Here is a 20,938-nt window from a genome sequence, read left to right as displayed (position 1 = left end):
TTACCAACACATACTTTTTTTGAATTAAACCCATCCCAACAATTTCGCTGTTTGATATACGATAAAAGGAACAACGATCGCTAACACCGTAGGAATTAAAAATGCTAGGAATGTCCATTTCTTACTCTTCGTTTCTTTATAAATATTTACTAATGTTGTTCCGCAAGGATAGTGGAGCAAGGAAAATAACATGACATTTAACGCTGTTACCCACGTCCAACCATGGTCAAGGAAAATTTGTTTCAAGTCAACTAGGCTATCCACTTCCGTTAATGAGCCGGTTGAAAGATATCCCATTAATAAGATTGGCAGGACAATCTCATTCGCTGGTAAACCAAGGATAAATGCCAGCATAATGTATCCATCAAGGCCCAACATTTTTCCAAACGGATCAAGGAACTCGACCATATGGAGAAGAATGCTTGTGTCACCAATATGAATATTCGCTAAGACCCAGGTTAAAATGGCTGCAGGAGCTGCAACTTTCACTGCTCTAACTAACACAGTCCAAGATTTCGTTAACGAAGAGCGAATCACCGTATCGAAGAATTTAGGACGACGATAAGGCGGTAATTCTAATGTATAGTGAGTTGGCACTCCTTTTAACAAAGTTTTGGATAAAGCCCAAGATACGAAAAAGGTAACCACTATTCCAAACAGTACAATTCCAACGATAACCCCAGTGGTCACAAGTAATTTGAAACCACCTGTAAAATTGGCTGCCATGAATAGTGAAGCTAAGACAATTAATATCCCCCATCGTCCATTACATGGGACAAAATTATTTGTTAAGATGGCCAGCATCCTTTCTCTTGGCGATTCTATAATTCTTGAAGACATAACCGCTGCTGCATTACATCCAAATCCCATGGCCATCGTTAATGACTGTTTCCCATGAGCACCCACAAATTTAAATAATCGGTCCATGTTAAATGCAACTCTTGGGAGATATCCATAGTTTTCGAGAAGGGCAAATGTTGGGAAAAATATCGCCATCGGAGGCAACATCACACTTATCACCCATGTTGAGCCTCGATACAAACCTAGTACAAGGATTCCGTGTAACCAATCTGGTGCATGTAAAAATTGAAAAACGCTAGTTATATAGCCTTCTAGCCAACCAAAGAACTCTGCAAGCATAGAAGAAGGAATATTCGCACCCGCAATCGTTAAGTAAAAGACCACACCTAACATAATGAGCATAATTGGGAATCCCCAAATCTTCGAAGTGAATATAGCATCCAATTTTTCTGTACGTGTATCAGCTTTGGTTTTTGTGTATGAAACCCCTACATCACAAAGCTCGCGACTTCTGCTATACAATTGTTGAACAATATCATCTCTTAATTGAGGAGACGATATCGCTTGGGCTTCTGAGAATAATTCATTCATGTTCATCTTCTATGCCTCCCTCCTCACCTGATCATTTAATACCAATCGGCGATTGAATTCAGTAAGGAGCGCTTTATCTCCATCCAATAATCTTAACGCCAACCATCTCGAAGAAATAGTATTCCCTACTAGATTACTAATCTTTGATTCTATCGTTGTAATTTTTTCTTCAATCTCCTCGTTGTATGTCGTCTGTACAGGATTACACTCAATTTTTCCAGATACTAAGCGATCAATGGTATCTAAAAGCATCGGGAAACCAATTTTATTTCGTGCAGATATTTTAATGACTGGAACTCCAAGTTTCCTTGTTAGAATCCGTTCATTTATCTTAATCCCCTTTTTCTCCGCCTCATCGATTAAGTTAATGCAGACAATAACATTTTTAGTCATTTCTAATACTTGCAAAGCTAAATTGAGATTACGTTCTAATGACGTTGCATCTAGAACAACCAAAGTAATATCAGGTTTTTCAAAGACGATATAATTGCGTGCAACTTCCTCATCCACCGAATTGGAAAAGAGTGAATAGGTTCCAGGTAAATCCACGATTTGATAATTCTTTTCTTTATGTCTAACCGTCCCTTCAGCTAATGACACCGTTTTTCCAGCCCAGTTCCCAGTATGCTGCCTTAGACCAGTAAATGCATTAAACAACGTGCTTTTTCCTGTGTTCGGATTTCCTGCTAAAGCAATTCGATATGAATTATTCATGATTCACCAACTCCCCTTCAATTTTCATGCTTTCCTCTTTTCGTAAAGCAATAGTCGTTTGACTAACCCGGAATGCAATCGGATCACCCAAAGGGCTTTTCTTTATAACTTCTACAATTGCTCCGGGCACAAACCCTAGGTCTAACAATCTTCTTCTCATTACACCTTCCAACGAAATTGATGAAATTTTAATGAGATTTCCTTTCTTTCCTTGAAACAATGAGATTTTGTTAGATTCGTCCATATATATTTCCCCTTGTCTTTTATTTTGCCCTAGGGCAACTTTTTGTTAAAAAAAAGTGAATTCCTCTTCTATAGAATATTCCATATTATACATGTTCTGTTTGCTTAAACGAACAATATTAACCGCAACTCAATATTTTGCCCTCGTGCAACTTTTAAGATTATAATATGAGTATATTCCCCTGTTGTCAAATATATTTCATTTAAAAAGATGATTTTTTTTTTAGCTCACGAAAAAAAGACTTGGAGTTGTCCAGGTCTTTTTTCGTGAGTCTATTTGATTTTAGAATTCAATGTCGTTCTTAATTCTGCTAAATCATGCACTTCCCTTTTAGGAAGGATATACGCACTCACCGCACTATTGTATAAATAAAGATAATGCTCGTCCTCCTTGAGATCCTGAATCCCAGACCAACTCACTTTCGTTTCCCCTTGAGGATTCGCGTCGTGGACCCCTTCTTCCGAAATCGTCATCAGGTGTTCCCCTAATAATCCTTCATTATTGCCTTCTGTTATCATTTTCCGTACTTGTCGTAGGACAAAATTGTAATGATACTTAGGATAAAAAATAATCCAAAGGATCCCCATAATGCCAAAAATACTGAACGAGAGAATATACGAACCATCTAGTACTCTTGCAAAAACATAAGCAACCACCATGTAGACGATAGGAATCAAATACCTTTGAACTTTTAATGCTTTGTTTGCCGTCTTAGAATTTTTCATATGAAAAAGATTGAAATTTAGATAGTCTTCTTCTGTTAGGCTGTACTTTATTTGCATTGAATTGACCTGCTTTCTATTAAATATGAGTTCACTTATAAAATATACGATACTGCAAGAATCAACCTATTCGATAATTCTTCTTATTTTGATACGTACAATTCTTTTTTCACCTCAAAATAGTTATTCTCTATTTCCAAGAACTTTCCTCTTTTCTTCACGTAATAATATTTTAACATTTGTAACGATATGTCTAAGAACCCAATTTCCCATAAAGTTTAAATGCCCTTTACTAACTTCCTATCCGCCTTTATATCAGCTATGTATGATAAGTCTAAAACGGGGTTTCTTCTTAAAATTGGTCCAATTATGCCACTCTATTAGGATAAAATTGCTCAACTAAAAGTCTACAGAACCAGCATATTTAATGCCATTTTAACTTTGTCGTAACTTAGCAAGCAGCCCCCTTTTGTATAATACAAATATACATATTGAATTGAGGGATAGACATGAAAGAGTCAATTCATAATTACGATGATCTTTTAGAAATGCTCGATACTTTATTACTAGAAAACTCACAATTTAATTGGAACAATTTTTACGCTAATCGAGAGAAACAAATACCTTTCTTTGTGAATGCTCCAGACGAAAACTTAGTGAGCTACTTTGACCAAGGATTTTTCCACTCAGGTCGGGCACTTGAACTTGGTTGCGGTCCAGGAAGAAACGCCATTTATCTGGCCGAAAATGGATTTTCTGTTGATGCGGTTGATTTATCTGAAGAAGGAATCTCCTGGGGAAGAGAAAGAGCCATTGAAAAGAACATCCAGGTTAATTTTATCAACAAAAGTATTTTTGATTTAGAGCATGAAAAAGGTACCTACGACATCGTTTATGATTCTGGCTGCTTTCATCATATCGCCCCTCATCGCAGAATGAGTTATCTAGAATTACTCAACAAAGCATTAAAGCCTAATGGTTACTTCGGATTAACATGTTTTATCCCCAACGGAGAACTAGGTGGAGCGAATATTTCCGATTGGGAAGTCTATCGATTACGTAGTCTTCAAGGGGGATTGGGCTATACGGAAGAAAAGCTAAAAGAGATCTTTCATGATTATGAAGTAATTGAGATTCGTAAAATGAAAGAAATTGAGCCACCGAACCAGCTCTTTGGAGTTCCTTTCTTATGGACTGCTCTATTTAGAAAAAAATAATCTCTTGTGTTTTTTTAATTTGATTCTGTTATTGTTCATTGTTGATTTTTTGATCTTCGACAGGTGCTGCATCCACTTTAACCGGACAAATTCCGTCTATTTTGATGAATTAATAGATATCAGGTGAAATAGGCGGAGATTTTCCGCTAAATGACCTATAAAGCCTTAATATCATGAAAAATGTATAGCTTTACCGGAAAAATTCCGCTTATTTATAGAGGAATAGGTGATTTTTTTAATTTAGCCGGAAATTTACGCCTATTTTTCAATGTAATAAATTCATCCCTCATCTTTTACAGAGCAAAAAAGGTGGCTCCAGAATTCACTGAAACCACCTTTTAATCCATTATTTACTCACAAGTGATGAACGAAATGTTCCAACCGAGATTTCTCCAGGCTTAATCTTTGTTTTCGCATAGAGTTCTTCAAAATCCGATATCCCATAATCATTCGTCAACTTTAACATTAAATAAGCGCATGCCTCTGCATCATCCAAAGCATGATGGTGATTCACTAACTCAATTCCAAAGTGATTACATAAGGAATTGAGTTGATAAGTTCGAAGACCAGGAAGTATTCTTCTAGACATTTGATAGGTACATAGAAATTGATTATAACTCGGCAGCACTTCATACCGAGCCAAATTGTCACGAAGTGCATAGCCATCAAATGACAAATTGTGTGCCACCATCAATTTGTTTTCTATTTTATTTTTAATAGAATGATAAAAGACATCAAATGTTGGTGCCCCTATTACATCCTCCGGCACGATCCCATGAATCGAAACATTAATCCGATCAAAATGCTCTTCTGGATTAATCAGTTGATAAATAGAATCTACAATTTTTCCATCCTCAACAAAGATCATTCCTACCGAACAAATACTATGTCTTTTTCTATTAGCCGTTTCAAAATCAAATGCTATAAAGTCTTTCAAATTACACACCCCGCTCATTTTGTATCCTCATAGATTCATTGTAACATCAGCGGACAACTTTCCCTAGGATTCCTTAATAAAACAAAAATTCTCATTCTAATATATCCCCACAACTTATTAGTCCACCTTTCGCAAAACTGAATAAGTATTCACAAATCCTTCACAGATACGGGTCCGTTTGTGAGAAAGATCACCTATTTAGAATAAATTCGACACTATGATGAAGGTATATAAGGAATTGAAATTTAAGGAGGAAACACAAATGAATAAAGGTGTAAAAATTCTTCTTACTTCAGCGTTAGGCATAGGACTTTTAACAGGATGTAACCAGCAAGCAGATTCAAAAGACAAGGATACAGAACACAAAGCAATGGCAGCAGAAACAAGCACTACTACGGTGATTCAGCCACATGAAGGACTAAATCAGGCACCTACTCCTTTAAAAATTGAGCGTGTAGGTCCGGCAGAGGTCAATGTTGAAATGACGTCCCAAATAACAGATATTGAAATCGACAAAGGGGAAATATACAAAGCATGGACATTCAATGGAGAGGCACCAGGACCAGTCGTAGTGGTAAATGAAGGTGATACCATTAATTTCACTCTAAAGAATATGGACCCAGCAATCCCACATAGTATGGATTTTCATGCTGTACATGCAGCACCGTCCCATGATTTTTCAAACGTAGAACCTGACGAAACTGGTTCATTTAGCTATCCAGCAACTAATCCAGGTGTCTTTATGTATCATTGTGGGACAACACCCGTTCTTTCTCATATCGCGAACGGCATGCACGGTACCATCATTGTCAAACCAAAGGATGGATACCCAACAGATAAAGAGATTGATAGAGAATATGTGCTAGTTCAAAACGAATGGTATAAATACAATGATTTAGATGACTTTACGAATGGGGTTCCTAGTCATGTTGTATTCTCTACGAAAGCATTAAAAGAAGGCGACCCAAATACAAACGGGGATACTTTTACGCTAAAAGAAAAACCATTATTAGCTAAAGTCGGCGATAAAGTCAGAATCTATATTAATAACGTAGGACCGAACGAAGTTAGCTCATTCCATGTCGTTGGTACGGTATTCGACGATGTATATATGGACGGCAATCCATACAACCATATGAAAGGTCTTCAAACCGTAATGTTGCCTGCTAGTGGTGGAGCCGTTGTTGAATTCACTGTGACACGCGAAGGAAGCTACCCAATCGTTACCCATCAATTCAACCATGCAACAAAAGGAGCAGTTGCTACACTTAAGGTAACAAAAACTGGTGAAGATGATGGAACTACAACTGAAATGAGCCATTAAAAGTACAAATCCCCTCTCAAATTTCGAGAAGGGATTTTTTCGAACCTTATTTTAGATACTCATCACTCACTACAATATCCTGCACCACTTCAGTTGGTATCACAAACTCCACTACCCCCATATAACCCGGTGCCACTTCGAACTCATCAAATGAAATGACCAACTGATGCTCTGCATTAATATAGAAATCTTGGTCTTTGGAAATCGACGTGAATGGATCCATATCAGATGATTCAATCCAGTAAATCTTTGAAGAGTCTTCTTCCATTTGCTGTTTCATCTGCTTTTTGATACTTTCGCTGATAACTTCAATATACGTATCATTTTTAAAAAGACTCGGCAATGTCACGAATAACTGATTCTGTTTATCAATCGTATCGTACTGTAATGTTGTCATGGAAGAACCTTGTGTTTCCTCCACGTAACGACCCATTGATAATAGTTGCTCGGTATCCGTCTTAATCTCAAACCCGCTATCTACGCTTAGATGACCGTCTTCACCAAAAGCCTTTTGAGCTTTCATTTCACTCATGAACTTTTCATAAAGTGCTTTACTTTCTTCCAGATACTTTAAATTTAAGCCCTCTTCTAGTGCTTTATTGTCCATTTGTACTTTCTGTACATCAAGATCAGCTTGATAATTTCCTTTATCCACCGCGATCTTTTTAAAGGTTAATACCTCAACAATGTCGCCTACTACCGGCACATCTGCTAGGGATTTTGCAAAAGCAGAACTGACATTAATGCTTGTTGAAAAAATAATTACTGCCGCTGCTACTCCAACTCCCCAGCGATAAAGAGACTTTCTCGAATTTCTTTTTTCTAAGGCTTGATAAACCACCCTATTTAATTCTAATGGAATCGGAATTTCTTTATATTGTTCCTTCAATTGCTCTAGTTTTTTATCATTCATTTATTTGGCCTCCTCTGAATCCATTTGTACCCGAAGTATTTTTAATGCTTTATATAACCGAGTTTTCACAGTGTTCACATTCAAGTCTAAAATTTCCGCTACTTCCTCAAGTTTTAAATCTTCGAAATATCGAAGGACAACGACACTTCGATATTCAGGAAGTAACTCGTTTAATGACTGATGCAAATCAATATCTGTATAGTGATCTTGATGACCACTCATTTGCAACTGAATTGTAGTATCATCTACTACCGTTACTTTCTTTTTCCTCCTAAGAAAATCTAAGGATGTATTCACAACAATGCGATAGAACCAACTTTTAATCGCTTTTTCATCTTTTAAAGTTTTTGATGTAATGGCCTTATGAATAGAATCTTGTACAATATCAAGTGCATCATCAGGATTCTGAACATAACTGTAAGCAAGACGATAAAAACGCTCTTTGTTTTGTATCATATACTCAGCAATTATTTCTTCCTGCCTAGGCTTCTTCCTTAACACATAACACATCTCCTTGTTTCTTCTCGTTAGCTAACGGGCTTACAGTATATAGACGCACGAAATATACGGAAAAGTTTTGTGATATCGATTTTTATAAAAATATAGTCAGCAAGAACATAATCTAGTTTAATATTTTCTTCTCACACGACAAAATCATATCATGAGTGAAAACGTTTCATTGACAATCATTCTCATTTACATTATCATAGATTTATTGATAATGATTATCATTATTAATTAGGTTTTATAAGGAGGAAGATTACTATTAAGAAGCTCACTATTGCAATATTATTACTCTTGTTTGGACTTATCCTTAGCGCTTGCGGAAATAGCAATGCATCTGAATCAATGAAATCTGCCAATACTGAGACAGAAAAAGACACATTTACATACGAATCAGAAATTGGGCCAGTTGAGGTTCCAAAAAATCCAGAAAGAATCGTTGCCCTCACAAACGGTCCTAATGTATTAGCATTGGATGGAAAAATCGTTGGGATTGATGAATGGACGAATGCAAATCCCCTATTCACTGACAAGCTTAAAGAAGTAGAAATCGTATCAGAGGTAAACTTGGAGAAAATTATTGAACTAGAACCAGACTTAATTATTGCTGGTTCTCATATGCAGAATCTTGATAAATTAGGAGATATTGCACCGACTGTCGTGTACACTTGGGGGAAATTAGATTATTTAACACAGCAAATTGAAATTGGTAAACTTTTAAACAAAGAAAAGGAAGCAACCGAATGGGTTGACGATTTCAAAGAGCGTACAGCAACTGCTGGAGAAAAAATACGAGCAAAGATTGGTGAAGATGCCACCGTTTCTGTCATTGAAAGTGGCGGTAAGGAGATGTATGTCTTCGGAAATAACTATGCCCGCGGAACGGAAATATTGTATCAAGCCATGGGCTTGAAAATGCCTGATATCGTAAAAGAAAAGGCACTTGAATCAGGAGTTTATACGATCTCATTAGAATTAATTCCTGATTTTGCTGGGGATTATGTAATCTTAAGTAAAAATCCAGATGTTGATAATTCATTTTTAGAGACCGATTCATGGAAGAACATCCCTGCTGTGAAGAACGACCATGTATTCGAAATAAATACGAAGGCATCCACATACAGTGATCCTATCACTCTCGAGTACCTTCTAGAAATCTTTGAAAAATCGTTTCTACAATAATCGAAAAGAAGTCCATCGACTCAGATGGACTTCTTTTTCATCATTTTGCATTTTCGTCTGGTTGATGGATACCAAATACATTGCCTTCTGAATCTAAATAATAACCTTGCCACGCCATACCTGGTAAAGGATGTTTTGGCAACGCTACCTTGCCTCCGTTTTGGAGAATTTTCGCTTCAACAGAATCATAGTCTTCCACTCCCATTGTACAAGCAAAACCGTTTAGAGCTTGGTTTGGTTCCGGAGGTGGACCTTGCCTCTTCATTAATGCTCCATTAATTCCTAATTCGTTTTCTGGACCAGTTACTGCCCCAAAATAAGGCATTCCCGCATAGTCACTCCAATCTTGAAATGTCCATCCAAATACTTCTCCGTAAAACGATTTAGCCCGCTCCATGTCATCAACATGAATTTCAAAATGAATGATTCTTCCCATAGTTTCCTCCTAATATTTTCTCTTTCTACAAAAATAAGTATTCTACTATTTGTCATAATCCTCCTTCATTATCGGAACAAAACGGCGAAATTATTCTTCTTTCAAAAAAAACTGTTAAATCTATTTCTATTTCTTTTGTAATCGATACAATTCAATTGATTTATACCCTTGGGATAAAATATCAACCATTTGCAAATGACGTTTTTCACGTGTTGCCTCTTGCTGCGCAGAAAAAATATAACGAGCCCAGTCTTTTTGATAGCCTGGTGTTAATTCTTTATAAAAGCGACGCTCATGGGGATAATTCTCTAACAGTGCCTCAACATCTTTTACATTGTCCTCATAATCAGCTACACATTGACTTGCTGCAGATGACTTTTGAGCTTTTCTTTTTTCCTGCTTTAACCCGACGACAGTGAATACATCATCCATACTCACCATCCGTGAAAATTTTAAATCGCAATTTGCCACATATCCATCTTCGCCAACTTTCATGGCTGGGAAGATATCATCTCTATGAACAAAGGTTTTATACCTTTTGTTCCCTTTTTTCGGATAAGCAAAAAATAAGTATCCTTTTTCAAGCAATGGCTGCTCCTTTATAATTTTCTGAGTATGCTTAACCATTTCTTCAAGCGTTTCTACAAAGATGAATATGGCATCATGTTCTCCCGATAACGTCGTCTTATATCCAGCAAATACATCATAATCACTAGGTTGATTAAGTACAGCTAGATTTTTATACTTCGTTAGCTTCAATTTATCGATAATGGTCATAATAGACTCCTTTTCCAATCTCTCATTTTTCCAAATAATTTATTAGTGCATCTAGATCTTTCGAGCAAGCTTTCTTAAAAGTTCCAGCCATCATTTTGCCGAATAATTTTGCCAACCCAGTAAGCCCATTTATTTCCCCATTTAATGTAATCTCTGTCAGTTCATCCGATGAAGTCAATATGTATGTAAAAACAAATTCTCCTTTACCTGTTGTCCCTTTTGTTCCATCACAACGGAGAACAATCTTATTCGGTTCATTAAGTTCTACGACTTCAAAATGCTCAGTTGCCTCTGTCCCAAACATTTTTCTCGTTTCCCTCCACTGGCTCCCTTCCTGAATAGAGCCCTCATCCAATCGTTCTATTCTTACTAATCCTCGCATCCAGCGCTCTGCAGAATCTAGATCAATCAAGCTAGCAAATACTTTTTGTTGTGATACTTGTACTGTTCTTTTTACTTCAAATGAAATACTCAATCGGTTTCCCCCTTAGAAAAATCTTCCTTTATTAATATTATAAAGCCTAATCTAGCAAATTTGCTAGACCAAGAAAAATCATTCGTGTTCCAACAATTGACATGAATTTTTATATACTTTAAGCTTTCATTAAATCCATGTCATATATTTTAAAATAAAGAGAGGATGTTTAAGAATGAGTATAGACCATCATTTAACTCCTAGCCTATCCCACAAAGAGAAAGCCATTTCTTTTCTACAACTAGTCGCTCTAGGGAAAGTTCGAGAAGCCTACCAACAATACATAAGCTCTAGTTTTTCACACCATAATCCCTATTTTCCTGGCGATGCCGATTCCCTCATGCTCGCGATGGAGGAAAATGCAGATAAAAACCCTAACAAAAAACTCGATGTCAAACTTGCGATTCAAGAAGGAGATATGGTTACAGTCTACTCCCATGTAAAGCAGAATCCAGATGACCTAGGTGGGGCTGTTGTACATATCTTTCGTTTCCAAGAAAACCTCATTGTTGAAATGTGGGATGTAGGTCAAGCGATACCAGAGAATTCACCTAACGAGAATGGTACGTTCTAAGTGCTTTGATACTTTTTAATCAATCAGTATCTTTTATTGTCATTTATCATGCAATTCAATCCGGAAATAAATAAATAAATAAAAACAACCATGAACGTTGCTATTACACAACATTCGTGGTTGTTTTTTACAATTTACTTACCAAAACAGACCTTTTAATATATTCCATACACTAGTCACAATTTGAATCACCAATGCGACTGCAGGGTGTTGAGGTGTTTCATTTTTCTTTAACACGTCAACCGTTGTTGCCTCACTAACATTTCCAGCAGTATCTGTTGCTGTGACGGTAAGGACATTTTTATGTTTTTGCTTTGGTACAGTGACCTTGAAGTTACCGTTCGCATCCGCTACAGCAGTTCCGATCACCTTCTTGTCCAACACGACCTTCACACTTGCTCTGGCTTCCGTTTTTCCAGTGACAACCGTATCATTGTGAATGACTGGATTCACTTGAGGTGCAGCTGGTGCTGTTACATCGACAACCGTTACAACTATCGCTTCACTTACATGACCTGCAGCATCCTTTGCCGTAACGGAAAGCTCTGTTCCAGCCACTTGCTTAGCGATTTCGATAACAAAGCTGCCATCCTCCGCGACTGTAGCAGAACCAATAACAGTTCCTCCAACAGACACTTCCACTGTCGCACCAGCCTCTGCTGTTCCAGTTACTTGTGTCGATTGGTCAGTCACTTCGTTTACAGAAGGAGCTTCTGGAGCAGTACTATCTGCTACCTCTTGTACGATTCTTTCTTCTACTGTTGGTGAAACTGGGCTATTTGCTTCTAAATAAGACGTAAACACTTCAAAGTCAACAATGTACAGCTCAGTGATACGTCCTTCATCTTTCGCTGTTTTAAACATTGTGTAACCATCGCCACCGTCTGCCGTGAAGGCATTCGTTGCAACACGGTATGTTTTATCCAATTGAAGCTCTTCATATCCATCAGCCGTTAATGCTTCTACATGCCAGACACGCTCGCCAACTGGTTTCGCTGGGTCATACTTGAATTTCAAGCCTGATACCTGCATGAAACCACCTGCACCAGGTGCGCTTACACTAAGCTCCAAGGCTGCAAGAATTTCTTCCCCAGTAAGGTCAAGGGTAACGAGGTTGTTTCCAAATGGTAAAACCGTTAAGACTTCACCTAACGTGATATCGCCTTCGTCAATGGACGCGCGGATTCCGCCACCATTTTGCATCGCAATATACGTTGGAATAAATTCATTGGCTTGCGCGACCATTCCATCAGCAATTAAGTTTCCTAGATTTGTTTCCTTGCTGCGGACATCATTACGCTCTCCATTTAACGCAACCGATGAACTACCTACTACTTGCTTTTGAAGCTCGGTTAATGGAGCTTTAAACTCTTCCACCTTTGCTTTTGCATCTGCATCTTCTTCATACGTAGCTAAATCCTTTAATTCACCAGCATACTCGGTAATTACACCGTTCTCGTCAAATGTTAAATCAAGTACACCAAGGTATTTCAAATACTCATTTGCTTGAACAATTATTGTTGGCTCATCTTTTTCAATCACCACTGGAGCATCCAGCTTTGTATGAGAGTGTCCGCCTACAATGACGTCAATTCCATCTACTTGTTCAGCTAAATCCAAATCAGGTTGATAACCTAAATGAGATAATGCAATAATCTTGTCTACACCTTGTGCTTCAAGTAATGCGATTGTCTCGTTCGCTTTTTCTACAGCATCTTCAAAGATTACATTATCACCAGGGCTAGCTAGGAATGTTGTATCCTCTGTTGTTAAGCCAAAGATACCTACCTCTTCTCCATCCACTTCTTTAATAATGGCTGGGAAGATTTCTCCTTGTTCATTGTTACCACCAATTGAATCATTGAAAAGTGGTCCAAGGTCAGCATCTGCTGCCATATTAATATTAGAAGATACGATTGGGAATTCTGCTTGTTTGATGAAGTTTGCTAGAGTCGCAGAATCCTTATCAAACTCATGATTTCCAAGAGTCATCGCATCAAAGCCTAGATGATTCATAAAATACAAGTCTGCAAGACCTAAATACTGTCTAAAATACAACGTTCCTGAGAACACATCTCCTGCATTTAATAACAGGCTATTTTCCTTTTCAGACCGTAATTCGTTCACTGCAGTAAATAGTCTTGGGAACTGCTCCACATAGGCATGTGAATCATTTGTATGAAGAAGTGACAATGTAAATGGTCCTTCTTCAACCGCTAAATCTAACTGAGCAACAACAGCATCATGGTCACTCGCACGTCCATGCTCTTCCATATAAGGAGAGTTGAAGTTCACGATATCAAACTCTGCCGCTTCTGCTAGATTATTAGTAACTAGTAAATGATCCAACACTTGAGCATTTCCTTGATAGTTATAAGTGTACTGCTCAGAAGCTGGTAGAGTTTCTACTAGATTTGTTAAAATATCTCCTTTTAACGCAGCCAGTGGGGCAGAAAATTGGAAATCGTTCAAGTCCCCTAATACGACTACATTTGCATCCTCGTTCTGTTCCTTGATGTCAGAAATAAAGTTATTTACGATTGTCGCAATCTCTACACGTTGTGCTTCACTCTCAAGGTAAGGCGGTTGATTTTTCCCGAATAACGGTTGGTCTCCTGTCTTAGAGTTGAAGTGATTGTTAATGACAATAACTTCTTCTCCATTGAATGTGAACTCAGCTGCTAGTGGCTTACGGCTACTATTAAAAGCTGAATTTGTTGGATCAATGCGTCCTGGATTCAATGTAAGTGAGCCATTTTCATAAGCAACGGCTGTTGTCGCATCTCCCTTAGGTGCCTCGTTTAGAGTTACACGCTCAGGATTGTACAAATAACCGACACGGATGTTTCCTCCAGGTACTCCACCGTCTTCTTTATCAACTGGTGCGACCTCTGTCCAAGCATAAGTTGGTCCACCAAAGCCTTTAACCGCATCACTTAAAGCTTTGTAGTTTGCATCTGCTTTGACAACACCATTATCTGTTTCTCCACTTTCATCAAGTACTTCAACAAGACCAATGATATCTGGAGAGCCTAAGTTCTCAACCATTGATTTTGCAAGCTTATCGCGTTTAGCAGTGTCAGTTGCCACGAAGTTTTCGATATTGTAACCAGCAATCGTAAGCTTGTCCTCATCCTTTTGAATGGACGTGACTTCATTCGTTCTTTCACGTTCAACCAAATCTGGTAAGTCAGCAGCTTTTGTAAGAATTTTATAGTTACTGAACGTATAGCTCACGACACCTGTAACAGTTCCATCAAATCTGTCGCCAGCCTTCGTCACATAGCTACGATCATCTAATTGAAGAAACATTTTTTCAGGATTTTGATTTTCTTTTGTTAAAAGAGGAGTTCCTTCTTTCGTATATGCTTTTCCTTCCACTTGACCCGTAATAACAGTAACTTCTCCATATTCTTGTGGTCCTGTTACAGTCGGATTCTCAAGTGAAACAAGCATTCCTTCTAGGCTTTCGTAAAAATCAATCCCGTCTTCTGAAGGGTCAAACGTTCCTAGATTGTCATTATCAATAACAGAAGTTGGTGGAATAGCGTCCTTCCCGATCACGATTGCAGCTGGAAGTTCGTTTCCACTCGATACCTTTGTAACTTTTCCAGATTGAGCATTAATTTCAGTCATCGCTAAGTCAGTTTGAAGCTTCTCAGCATAACCATCAAGTACCCACTCTTTGACAAGACCTGAAACTGTTACGCTATCTCCCACAGCAACACCATGAGATGGCTTGTACACAAGTAGACCTTCTGCTGTGCTTGAATTGTCATCTGGATTCGGGTCTTGCATATAGAAATTGCTACTATCTACTACATAAGTAACAACCCCAGGTACATCTACTACATTTTGATCTTTATAGGGTGAGGAATGTGATTGACCTTGGATGTCATGAATTTTTAATCCAGTTTCACCATCTATAGGTTCTTCATCTGGAGGTGGTGTTGTGCCATCAAAGGAAATGGCCGATGGAGATTTTAAGCCTGATACTGAAAAATAGGCTTCAAGTGAACCAGTTATAAATACCTTTTGACCGACGATCGATGGATTCGTTAATAGTCCAAAATCTCCTCGGAAACTACTAGGTAGCTGAACCGGTAAAATTTTCGTTGCATCTCTTTCCGTAGGGCTATCTGCAATGGCAAAGTTTGTATCTGCTGAAAATGGAGCTTCAAAATCATATGTAGCTTTGCCACTACCACCGCCTGTTGTATAACCCACAATATACCCTTCAACAGTGGCTGTCCCCGAATTATTCGCAATCGCCTCGGCAACGGTAATCGTTTCAGCAGCTTGTGCTTTATATGGGACGACTAAACTGAACAACATAACGAACATTGTCGTTATTGCAAATAGCTGTTTTCTAAGCCTTTTCAAGTGAGTTCCTCCTCTAATCTCATATATAGTTCCTCTGCGTAAAATGTCGCTTCCATCTATTCCTCCGAATCTACTAAATTAATCCCCCCTTCTCTTGGTTAGAAGCGCGCTTGAGGTCTACTAACAACTTACCATGTCTTTTGTTTCTTTCGTTTTGTTTAACGAAAATTTTACTCTCTTAAAACGAAAATTTAATAATTTTTAGAATTTTCGACTTTTCACAACTAATTATACTAGATTTCGATTGTTCTTTAATGAGAACAAATACCCAGTACTATTCTCCTTTTTGTGTAATATTGCCTAACAAAACAGCCTTTTAGATCAAAAAATAAAGCTTACCGAAAAATAGCTCGGTAAGCTTTTAAGTTAAAACAATGGGATTATCTCCCTGGTTCCTATTCTCTCATTCTTTCTCTATCAATTCTCTCCAGTTCCTCTTGTGAAGGACCATTATTTTTAATAAAAAAGGAGATAATTAATCCAACTAGAGACAATATAGCAACCACAATAAAGGCTACATTCGCACCATAGATATCCGGGTTGACCAATTCTCTACTTGCTGCTGATTTCTCAGATGTCGTCATAACTGTGACAAGGATAGCAGTCCCAACAGAAGCTGCAATTTGTCGCATCGTATTATCCATTGCGGTTCCATGCGGAAGTAGTCTTTTAGGCAATTGATTCAATCCCGCTGTGGCAATTGGCATCATAACCATCGATAAACCAAACATGCGGATGCTGTACATTATCGTCATATAAGTTAAGGATGTAGATGTATCTAGATTGATAAAAGCAAAAGAAGATATCGTAATGATCGTTAAACCAACCATAACTAGTTTTTTTGCCCCAAATTTATCAAAGATTCTCCCTGCAATTGGAGACATAAATCCGGTAATAACGGCACCTGGTAACAAGGCAAGGCCCGCTTCAAAAGCCGTAAAATCTCGCATATTCTGCATATAGAGTGGGATTAGTGTTTCCACTCCAATTAGCCCCATAAATGTAATCATCCCAATGACAACAGCTAATGGAAAAATGGAATACGTAAAGACACGGAATTCCAACATCGGATGCTTCATTCGTAATTGTCTCAGGATAAATAATATAAGGGCTACTGCTCCAATACCAAGAGATAAGATGGTCATCATTGCGAACCAGCCGTTATTTCCTGCTGACGTAAATCCATATAGAAGTCCACCAAAGCCAAATGAAGATAAAATAATGGATAGAATATCTAATTTAGGCTTCTTCAATTCGGTTACATTTTTTAAAGCAAAAAAGGCGATAACAATATCAATAATAGCAATAGGCAAAATTATAAAGAATAATACACGCCAAGAATAATGCTCTGTCACATAACCGGATAATGCTGGCCCTATGGCGGGAGCAAATGAGATAACAAGGCCAATTAATCCCATTGCTGATCCACGTTTATTGACTGGAAATATCATTAAAAATACGGTCTGCATAAGTGGTAACATAACCCCAGCTCCAGCAGACTGGATAACTCGCCCAATTAATAACATCTCAAAGTTAGGTGCAATTCCTGCAACGAGTGTACCCGCAGCAAAAATGCTCATCGCTGTAATAAATAGTTGTCTTGTGGAAAATCGCTCTAATAAAAAGGCACTGACAGGGATCATAATACCGTTCACTAACATAAAAACAGTCGTTAGCCATTGACCAGTATTCGCTGTAATCCCCATTTCTTCCATAATCGGAGGGATTGCTGTAATCATTAACGTTTGGTTCAAAATGGCTATAAACGAACCAGCTAGTAGCAACGTTACAATCGTTTTCCTGTTGAATTCTAATTTTTGCATAACATACCCTCTTTCTTTTTTTCTCTCTACCCCATCAGGAATGGAATCACTTTATCAAGAATACATGATTTGATCTGAATTAACTAATAGTATGTTTCCGATTTTTTAACAGCAATTAAAAACGGCCCTAGCCCATAGAATATGGGACAAAGACCGTTTTCATTAGTATGTTTCTGGCAAATCTAAAATCCAGTTCATCCAGCCTGTAATTGTTGATGCTCTTCTAAAATAAGTGCTCTCCGAATTAACATTGTAAAGATTGCATCTCTTCATGATTTCCACAATTCTCGGCTTCTCTGGAAGCGTACCCTTCTGAATATACTCTGCTAGAACTTGTTTAAAAGGTTCATGAGCTAGAATGCTTTCCGTCAATCTCAAAAATTTATCCTTTGTTCGAAGTCTCATAATTTCTCTTCCACTTTTAGTAAGTGTAAACATGACTTGTCTGTTTTCATCGGTGTATTTTTCAATTAACCCGAGATACATTCCAGCTGAAGTGTAATAGCTAGTCTGTCGTACATCAAAATCATAATTCTCCGTTATATCTTCTTTGCTCAAATCATTTTCAACAAGTAATCCGAGCAAGTCCACAACTCTTGTGAATGAATCAGCCTGTGGGAAAGGGATCTCAGGCTCTTGTACAGGTTGGACCGTTTGAAATACAGCGATAATGTCTTCAAGCTCCAACTTCTCATCAGCAATAATGAAGTCTTTCTGCTCAACTAGTCTTAAGGAATTATACCTTTTAGGATCAACAAATTCATACACAAAAAAGCTAAAAATATCATTCGAATAGGTGAAAAAGACCGGTTTAACTTCCTTATGAGTCTTTTCTTTCCATAGACGATATGGATAATAGAGTTGCCTCACAAGGAAATCGTCAACAGTTTCATTTTTAGCTTCCACGATCATGAATTGATTTTGACTCTCATAGCCACCATCAATCTCAATCTGAGAGTTCTTAATTGTAACGTGCCGCTCATTTCCCTTTTTCATTCGAATATTAAAATCGAACTCTTTAGACGACATTCTTCCAGAAATAGTTTGATAAGATTCTTCTCCCATAACCATTTCCATCATACCCGTTACATGCGCACAATGAAGTGCTGAACTTTCAGAGTAAAGATTCGTAGGATCAATGGTTGTTAAATCAGCAGGAAAGTCTACTCTAATGGGCTTTAGCTTTTGATTATATTGAACCTTTTCATAGACATCAAACTCACCAATGACATAACTTGAACGAGAAATCGGCAAGATCGACAACCCATGCTCTTTAAAAAGTTTTGGTAAGTGGCTATAGTGATCAAACTTAGCCATTAACCTTGGCTCTCTTACCTTTTTGATTTCTTTCGCTTGTATTTCAAAGAAACCATTCTGACGGACATTTTCTAAAATCTTATGACGTTCAAACAATATTTCCCATGCGTCATCTGTTTTGCTCATAATTCATCACCAGTACTTCGTCAATTTTACCACGCTTAGAACCGACTGAATTGATGTTTCTGGTTGCGGAAACAATCTCTATATGAAAGCCTTTTTCTGTATAGATTTCTTTAATAAAATCTGTTGCTGAGTTACTCAATAAGAATTTGCAACCCTTTTTATCTAACTCAACACATAAGTCTCTTAATCGGATTTGGTCTTCCCTGTTAAACCCATCTAAACTATAGCTAGTAAAAGAAGCTGTATCCGAAACCGGGTCATACGGAGGATCAAAGTAAACAAAATCGCCTTGAGTAGCACCTGCAACCACATCGGAAAAGTCCTTATTCCAGATGGTCACATCATTATCGCTTAAATAATCATGAACCGCTCGAAGAACGGACTCATTGACGATATTAGGATTTTTGTACTTTCCAAACGGAACGTTAAACTGACCCTTACTATTGACTCGGTACAATCCATTAAAGCAAGTCTTATTTAAGTAAATCATTCTCGCGGCCTTTTCAACAGGAGAAAGATGACTGTACGTTTCGCTACTTCTGTCTAGGCTTCGTATCTCATAGAAATAATCACTGTTATTTCCATTCTCATGCTTTCTTAATTCCTCAATTAGCTCTTCAAGATTGTTTTTCACAATCGTGTAGACGTTTACTAACTCAATATTTATATCATTTATTACAGCATTCTTTGGCTGAAGATCAAGAACGACCGCTCCAGCCCCAATAAATGGCTCGTAATACGTGTTAATCTCTTTAGGAATATATTTTCTAATCTCTGGAAGCAATTGACGCTTACCACCAGCCCATTTTAAGAAAGGCTGAGCTAGTTTGTTTTTCACTGCTTGTCCCACTGTGTCTCTCTCCCTTTTACTTCCACGATGACTCGTTAAAAATACGAACAAAAATTCTCCTTTATCATACCATTTTCACCAGGACAAATAAATCATCAATTATTGGACAATGTGCCGGTTATCAATAAAGTACCCTTTGATTAAAGAAATTAACGCAAAAAAATACGACAGCATCACTGTCGTATCAACTCGTCTTCCTAGACATTTTCCACATAGATAATAGAAAGAATAGTATTCCTAAAATAAGCATATACAAAAGACTGTGCCACCACTGAATCACAAAGTCTCCGATTTTAAAAAGAGAGCCCATTAATAGTTGGAAATCCTCAACGGATGTTTCAGGCACACCCTTAAATACAGTTTCCTCAGCTGGCCCCATCATAATTTCACGCAGCATCATCGCAGCATGGGAGGGTGGAAATATTTTAACAATCGTTTGAACGGCATCTGGCAAGCTCCCCATCGGGATATAGATTCCAGTTAAGAAGCCTATCAAAGTTCCAATAATCGTGGCTGCAGCAGAAAAGGCATTGCTGCTTTTGAAAAAAGACACAAAAAAGTAAAGAACAAATACCGATAGAAAATCGCTTAAAATGATGATGCCCAATACTTGAGCGAGGGCCGTCCAGCTAAGCAATTCTCCACCATTCACGACGATATACACTTCCGCAAAGATCAATGTGACCAGAGTCAGTAATAGACTAATAGTAAAGCAACTTAAGATATATCCCCCAGCTAAACTACTCCTTTTAAGCGGAGAGGCATAAAAATCCTTATAAATCTTTAGTTTCCTGTCCTCGACCATTATCCCCAATGCACTAATTCCGGTTGTTATAGGAGCGATCGCGATGACACCTGCCATAATCCATGAATCGATCAACGTTCCCGCTTCTTCTCCTTCCAAATTGCTCTTCATGACATCACCTAGAAAAAGCAGATATAAACCGATAATGATAAATACACTAAGAAGCGAGAAAAATACACTAGCCTTATCCCGAAAAAACACCAACAAGTTTCTTTTCATAAGA

At 37.8% G+C, this 20,938-nt stretch carries 19 protein-coding genes; 4 read left to right on the top strand and 15 right to left on the bottom strand.

Annotated elements, in window-relative coordinates; translation table 11 throughout:
- Positions 1-24 precede the first annotated feature (24 nt).
- From FA727_RS00240 to FA727_RS00225, 4 genes are all read right to left on the bottom strand, one after another.
- Positions 25-1,392, bottom strand: coding sequence for a nucleoside recognition domain-containing protein (locus FA727_RS00240; protein ID WP_136830970.1), 1,368 nt, complete (start codon positions 1,390-1,392; stop codon positions 25-27).
- A 9-nt stretch (positions 1,393-1,401) separates the two neighbouring features.
- Complete coding sequence (locus FA727_RS00235) at positions 1,402-2,106, bottom strand: FeoB small GTPase domain-containing protein (protein WP_136828753.1); 705 nt, start codon at positions 2,104-2,106, stop codon at positions 1,402-1,404.
- Entirely contained in the window at positions 2,099-2,350 is a 252-nt protein-coding gene (locus FA727_RS00230; protein ID WP_136828752.1) for a FeoA family protein, read from the bottom strand. Before FA727_RS00230 ends, FA727_RS00235 begins: the two co-directional genes overlap by 8 nt.
- A gap of 272 nt (positions 2,351-2,622) precedes the next feature.
- Positions 2,623-3,132, bottom strand: coding sequence for a YcxB family protein (locus FA727_RS00225; RefSeq protein ID WP_136828751.1), 510 nt, complete (start codon positions 3,130-3,132; stop codon positions 2,623-2,625).
- A gap of 449 nt (positions 3,133-3,581) precedes the next feature.
- Between FA727_RS00225 and FA727_RS00220 the strand changes: the two genes are divergently transcribed.
- Positions 3,582-4,289, top strand: coding sequence for a class I SAM-dependent methyltransferase (locus FA727_RS00220; RefSeq protein WP_136828750.1), 708 nt, complete (start codon positions 3,582-3,584; stop codon positions 4,287-4,289).
- Positions 4,290-4,635: 346 nt separating this feature from the next.
- Here the strand turns inward: FA727_RS00220 and FA727_RS00215 are convergent, their stop codons facing one another.
- A complete protein-coding gene (locus FA727_RS00215; protein ID WP_136828749.1) occupies positions 4,636-5,226 on the bottom strand; it encodes a 3'-5' exonuclease in 591 nt (196 codons plus the stop codon).
- A 262-nt stretch (positions 5,227-5,488) separates the two neighbouring features.
- Between FA727_RS00215 and FA727_RS00210 the strand changes: the two genes are divergently transcribed.
- On the top strand, positions 5,489-6,550 hold the full coding sequence (locus FA727_RS00210; RefSeq protein ID WP_136828748.1) for a multicopper oxidase domain-containing protein: 1,062 nt from the start codon (positions 5,489-5,491) through the stop codon (positions 6,548-6,550).
- 46 nt (positions 6,551-6,596) lie between these two features.
- Here FA727_RS00210 and rsiV read toward each other — a convergent pair whose 3' ends face one another.
- Positions 6,597-7,463: an anti-sigma-V factor RsiV gene (rsiV, locus tag FA727_RS00205; RefSeq protein ID WP_136828747.1), complete on the bottom strand. Its 867-nt coding sequence runs from the start codon at positions 7,461-7,463 to the stop codon at positions 6,597-6,599.
- A complete protein-coding gene (gene sigV / locus FA727_RS00200) occupies positions 7,464-7,964 on the bottom strand; it encodes an RNA polymerase sigma factor SigV (protein WP_497707047.1) in 501 nt (166 codons plus the stop codon).
- A 264-nt stretch (positions 7,965-8,228) separates the two neighbouring features.
- Between sigV and FA727_RS00195 the strand changes: the two genes are divergently transcribed.
- The gene (locus FA727_RS00195; protein ID WP_136828745.1) at positions 8,229-9,149 is read left to right on the top strand and encodes an iron-hydroxamate ABC transporter substrate-binding protein; all 921 of its coding nucleotides are present in this window, start codon (positions 8,229-8,231) and stop codon (positions 9,147-9,149) included.
- Positions 9,150-9,189: 40 nt separating this feature from the next.
- Here the strand turns inward: FA727_RS00195 and FA727_RS00190 are convergent, their stop codons facing one another.
- From FA727_RS00190 to FA727_RS00180, 3 genes are all read right to left on the bottom strand, one after another.
- A complete protein-coding gene (locus FA727_RS00190) occupies positions 9,190-9,585 on the bottom strand; it encodes a VOC family protein (protein WP_136828744.1) in 396 nt (131 codons plus the stop codon).
- A gap of 126 nt (positions 9,586-9,711) precedes the next feature.
- Positions 9,712-10,362, bottom strand: a complete 651-nt coding sequence (locus FA727_RS00185; RefSeq protein ID WP_136828743.1) for a YdeI/OmpD-associated family protein — start codon at positions 10,360-10,362, stop codon at positions 9,712-9,714.
- A gap of 22 nt (positions 10,363-10,384) precedes the next feature.
- Positions 10,385-10,837, bottom strand: coding sequence for an SRPBCC family protein (locus FA727_RS00180; RefSeq protein WP_136828742.1), 453 nt, complete (start codon positions 10,835-10,837; stop codon positions 10,385-10,387).
- Positions 10,838-11,012: 175 nt separating this feature from the next.
- Between FA727_RS00180 and FA727_RS00175 the strand changes: the two genes are divergently transcribed.
- Positions 11,013-11,411 (top strand): nuclear transport factor 2 family protein, encoded by a 399-nt coding sequence (locus FA727_RS00175; protein ID WP_136828741.1) that lies wholly within the window; start codon positions 11,013-11,015, stop codon positions 11,409-11,411.
- A gap of 138 nt (positions 11,412-11,549) precedes the next feature.
- On the opposite strand, the gene FA727_RS00170 is transcribed toward FA727_RS00175, so the two are convergent.
- The 5 genes from FA727_RS00170 to FA727_RS00150 all read right to left on the bottom strand — a co-directional run bounded on the left by FA727_RS00170 (position 11,550) and on the right by FA727_RS00150 (position 20,934).
- Positions 11,550-15,794 carry a 5'-nucleotidase C-terminal domain-containing protein gene (locus tag FA727_RS00170; protein ID WP_246041639.1) on the bottom strand — a complete coding sequence of 1,415 codons (4,245 nt, stop codon included), beginning with the start codon at positions 15,792-15,794 and terminating at the stop codon, positions 11,550-11,552.
- Positions 15,795-16,189: 395 nt separating this feature from the next.
- Positions 16,190-17,617 (bottom strand): DHA2 family efflux MFS transporter permease subunit, encoded by a 1,428-nt coding sequence (locus FA727_RS00165; RefSeq protein WP_136828739.1) that lies wholly within the window; start codon positions 17,615-17,617, stop codon positions 16,190-16,192.
- Between the two features lie 162 nt (positions 17,618-17,779).
- A complete protein-coding gene (locus FA727_RS00160; protein WP_136828738.1) occupies positions 17,780-19,060 on the bottom strand; it encodes a type II restriction enzyme in 1,281 nt (426 codons plus the stop codon).
- On the bottom strand, positions 19,044-19,910 hold the full coding sequence (locus FA727_RS00155; RefSeq protein ID WP_194138493.1) for a DNA adenine methylase: 867 nt from the start codon (positions 19,908-19,910) through the stop codon (positions 19,044-19,046). Before FA727_RS00155 ends, FA727_RS00160 begins: the two co-directional genes overlap by 17 nt.
- A gap of 184 nt (positions 19,911-20,094) precedes the next feature.
- Complete coding sequence (locus FA727_RS00150; protein ID WP_246041637.1) at positions 20,095-20,934, bottom strand: ABC transporter permease; 840 nt, start codon at positions 20,932-20,934, stop codon at positions 20,095-20,097.
- Positions 20,935-20,938 lie beyond the last annotated feature (4 nt).

This window comes from Robertmurraya kyonggiensis (genome assembly GCF_005116465.1).
Lineage (GTDB): Bacteria > Bacillota > Bacilli > Bacillales > Cytobacillaceae > Robertmurraya > Robertmurraya kyonggiensis.
The sequence above is the reverse complement of the archived record's forward strand: the minus strand, read 5'-3'. Positions and strand labels throughout refer to the sequence as shown.

Excerpts from the sequence above, each read along its gene's own strand:
- FA727_RS00175 (WP_136828741.1), top strand. The coding sequence starts at position 11,013 with ATGAGTATAGACCATCATTTAACTCCTAGCCTATCCCACAAAGAGAAA.
- FA727_RS00190 (WP_136828744.1), bottom strand. The coding sequence starts at position 9,585 with ATGGGAAGAATCATTCATTTTGAAATTCATGTTGATGACATGGAGCGG.
- FA727_RS00165 (WP_136828739.1), bottom strand. The coding sequence starts at position 17,617 with ATGCAAAAATTAGAATTCAACAGGAAAACGATTGTAACGTTGCTACTA.
- FA727_RS00230 (WP_136828752.1), bottom strand. The coding sequence starts at position 2,350 with ATGGACGAATCTAACAAAATCTCATTGTTTCAAGGAAAGAAAGGAAAT.
- FA727_RS00150 (WP_246041637.1), bottom strand. The coding sequence starts at position 20,934 with ATGAAAAGAAACTTGTTGGTGTTTTTTCGGGATAAGGCTAGTGTATTT.
- FA727_RS00185 (WP_136828743.1), bottom strand. The coding sequence starts at position 10,362 with ATGACCATTATCGATAAATTGAAGCTAACGAAGTATAAAAATCTAGCT.
- FA727_RS00220 (WP_136828750.1), top strand. The coding sequence starts at position 3,582 with ATGAAAGAGTCAATTCATAATTACGATGATCTTTTAGAAATGCTCGAT.
- FA727_RS00225 (WP_136828751.1), bottom strand. The coding sequence starts at position 3,132 with ATGCAAATAAAGTACAGCCTAACAGAAGAAGACTATCTAAATTTCAAT.
- FA727_RS00160 (WP_136828738.1), bottom strand. The coding sequence starts at position 19,060 with ATGAGCAAAACAGATGACGCATGGGAAATATTGTTTGAACGTCATAAG.
- FA727_RS00240 (WP_136830970.1), bottom strand. The coding sequence starts at position 1,392 with ATGAATGAATTATTCTCAGAAGCCCAAGCGATATCGTCTCCTCAATTA.
- FA727_RS00235 (WP_136828753.1), bottom strand. The coding sequence starts at position 2,106 with ATGAATAATTCATATCGAATTGCTTTAGCAGGAAATCCGAACACAGGA.
- rsiV (WP_136828747.1), bottom strand. The coding sequence starts at position 7,463 with ATGAATGATAAAAAACTAGAGCAATTGAAGGAACAATATAAAGAAATT.
- FA727_RS00210 (WP_136828748.1), top strand. The coding sequence starts at position 5,489 with ATGAATAAAGGTGTAAAAATTCTTCTTACTTCAGCGTTAGGCATAGGA.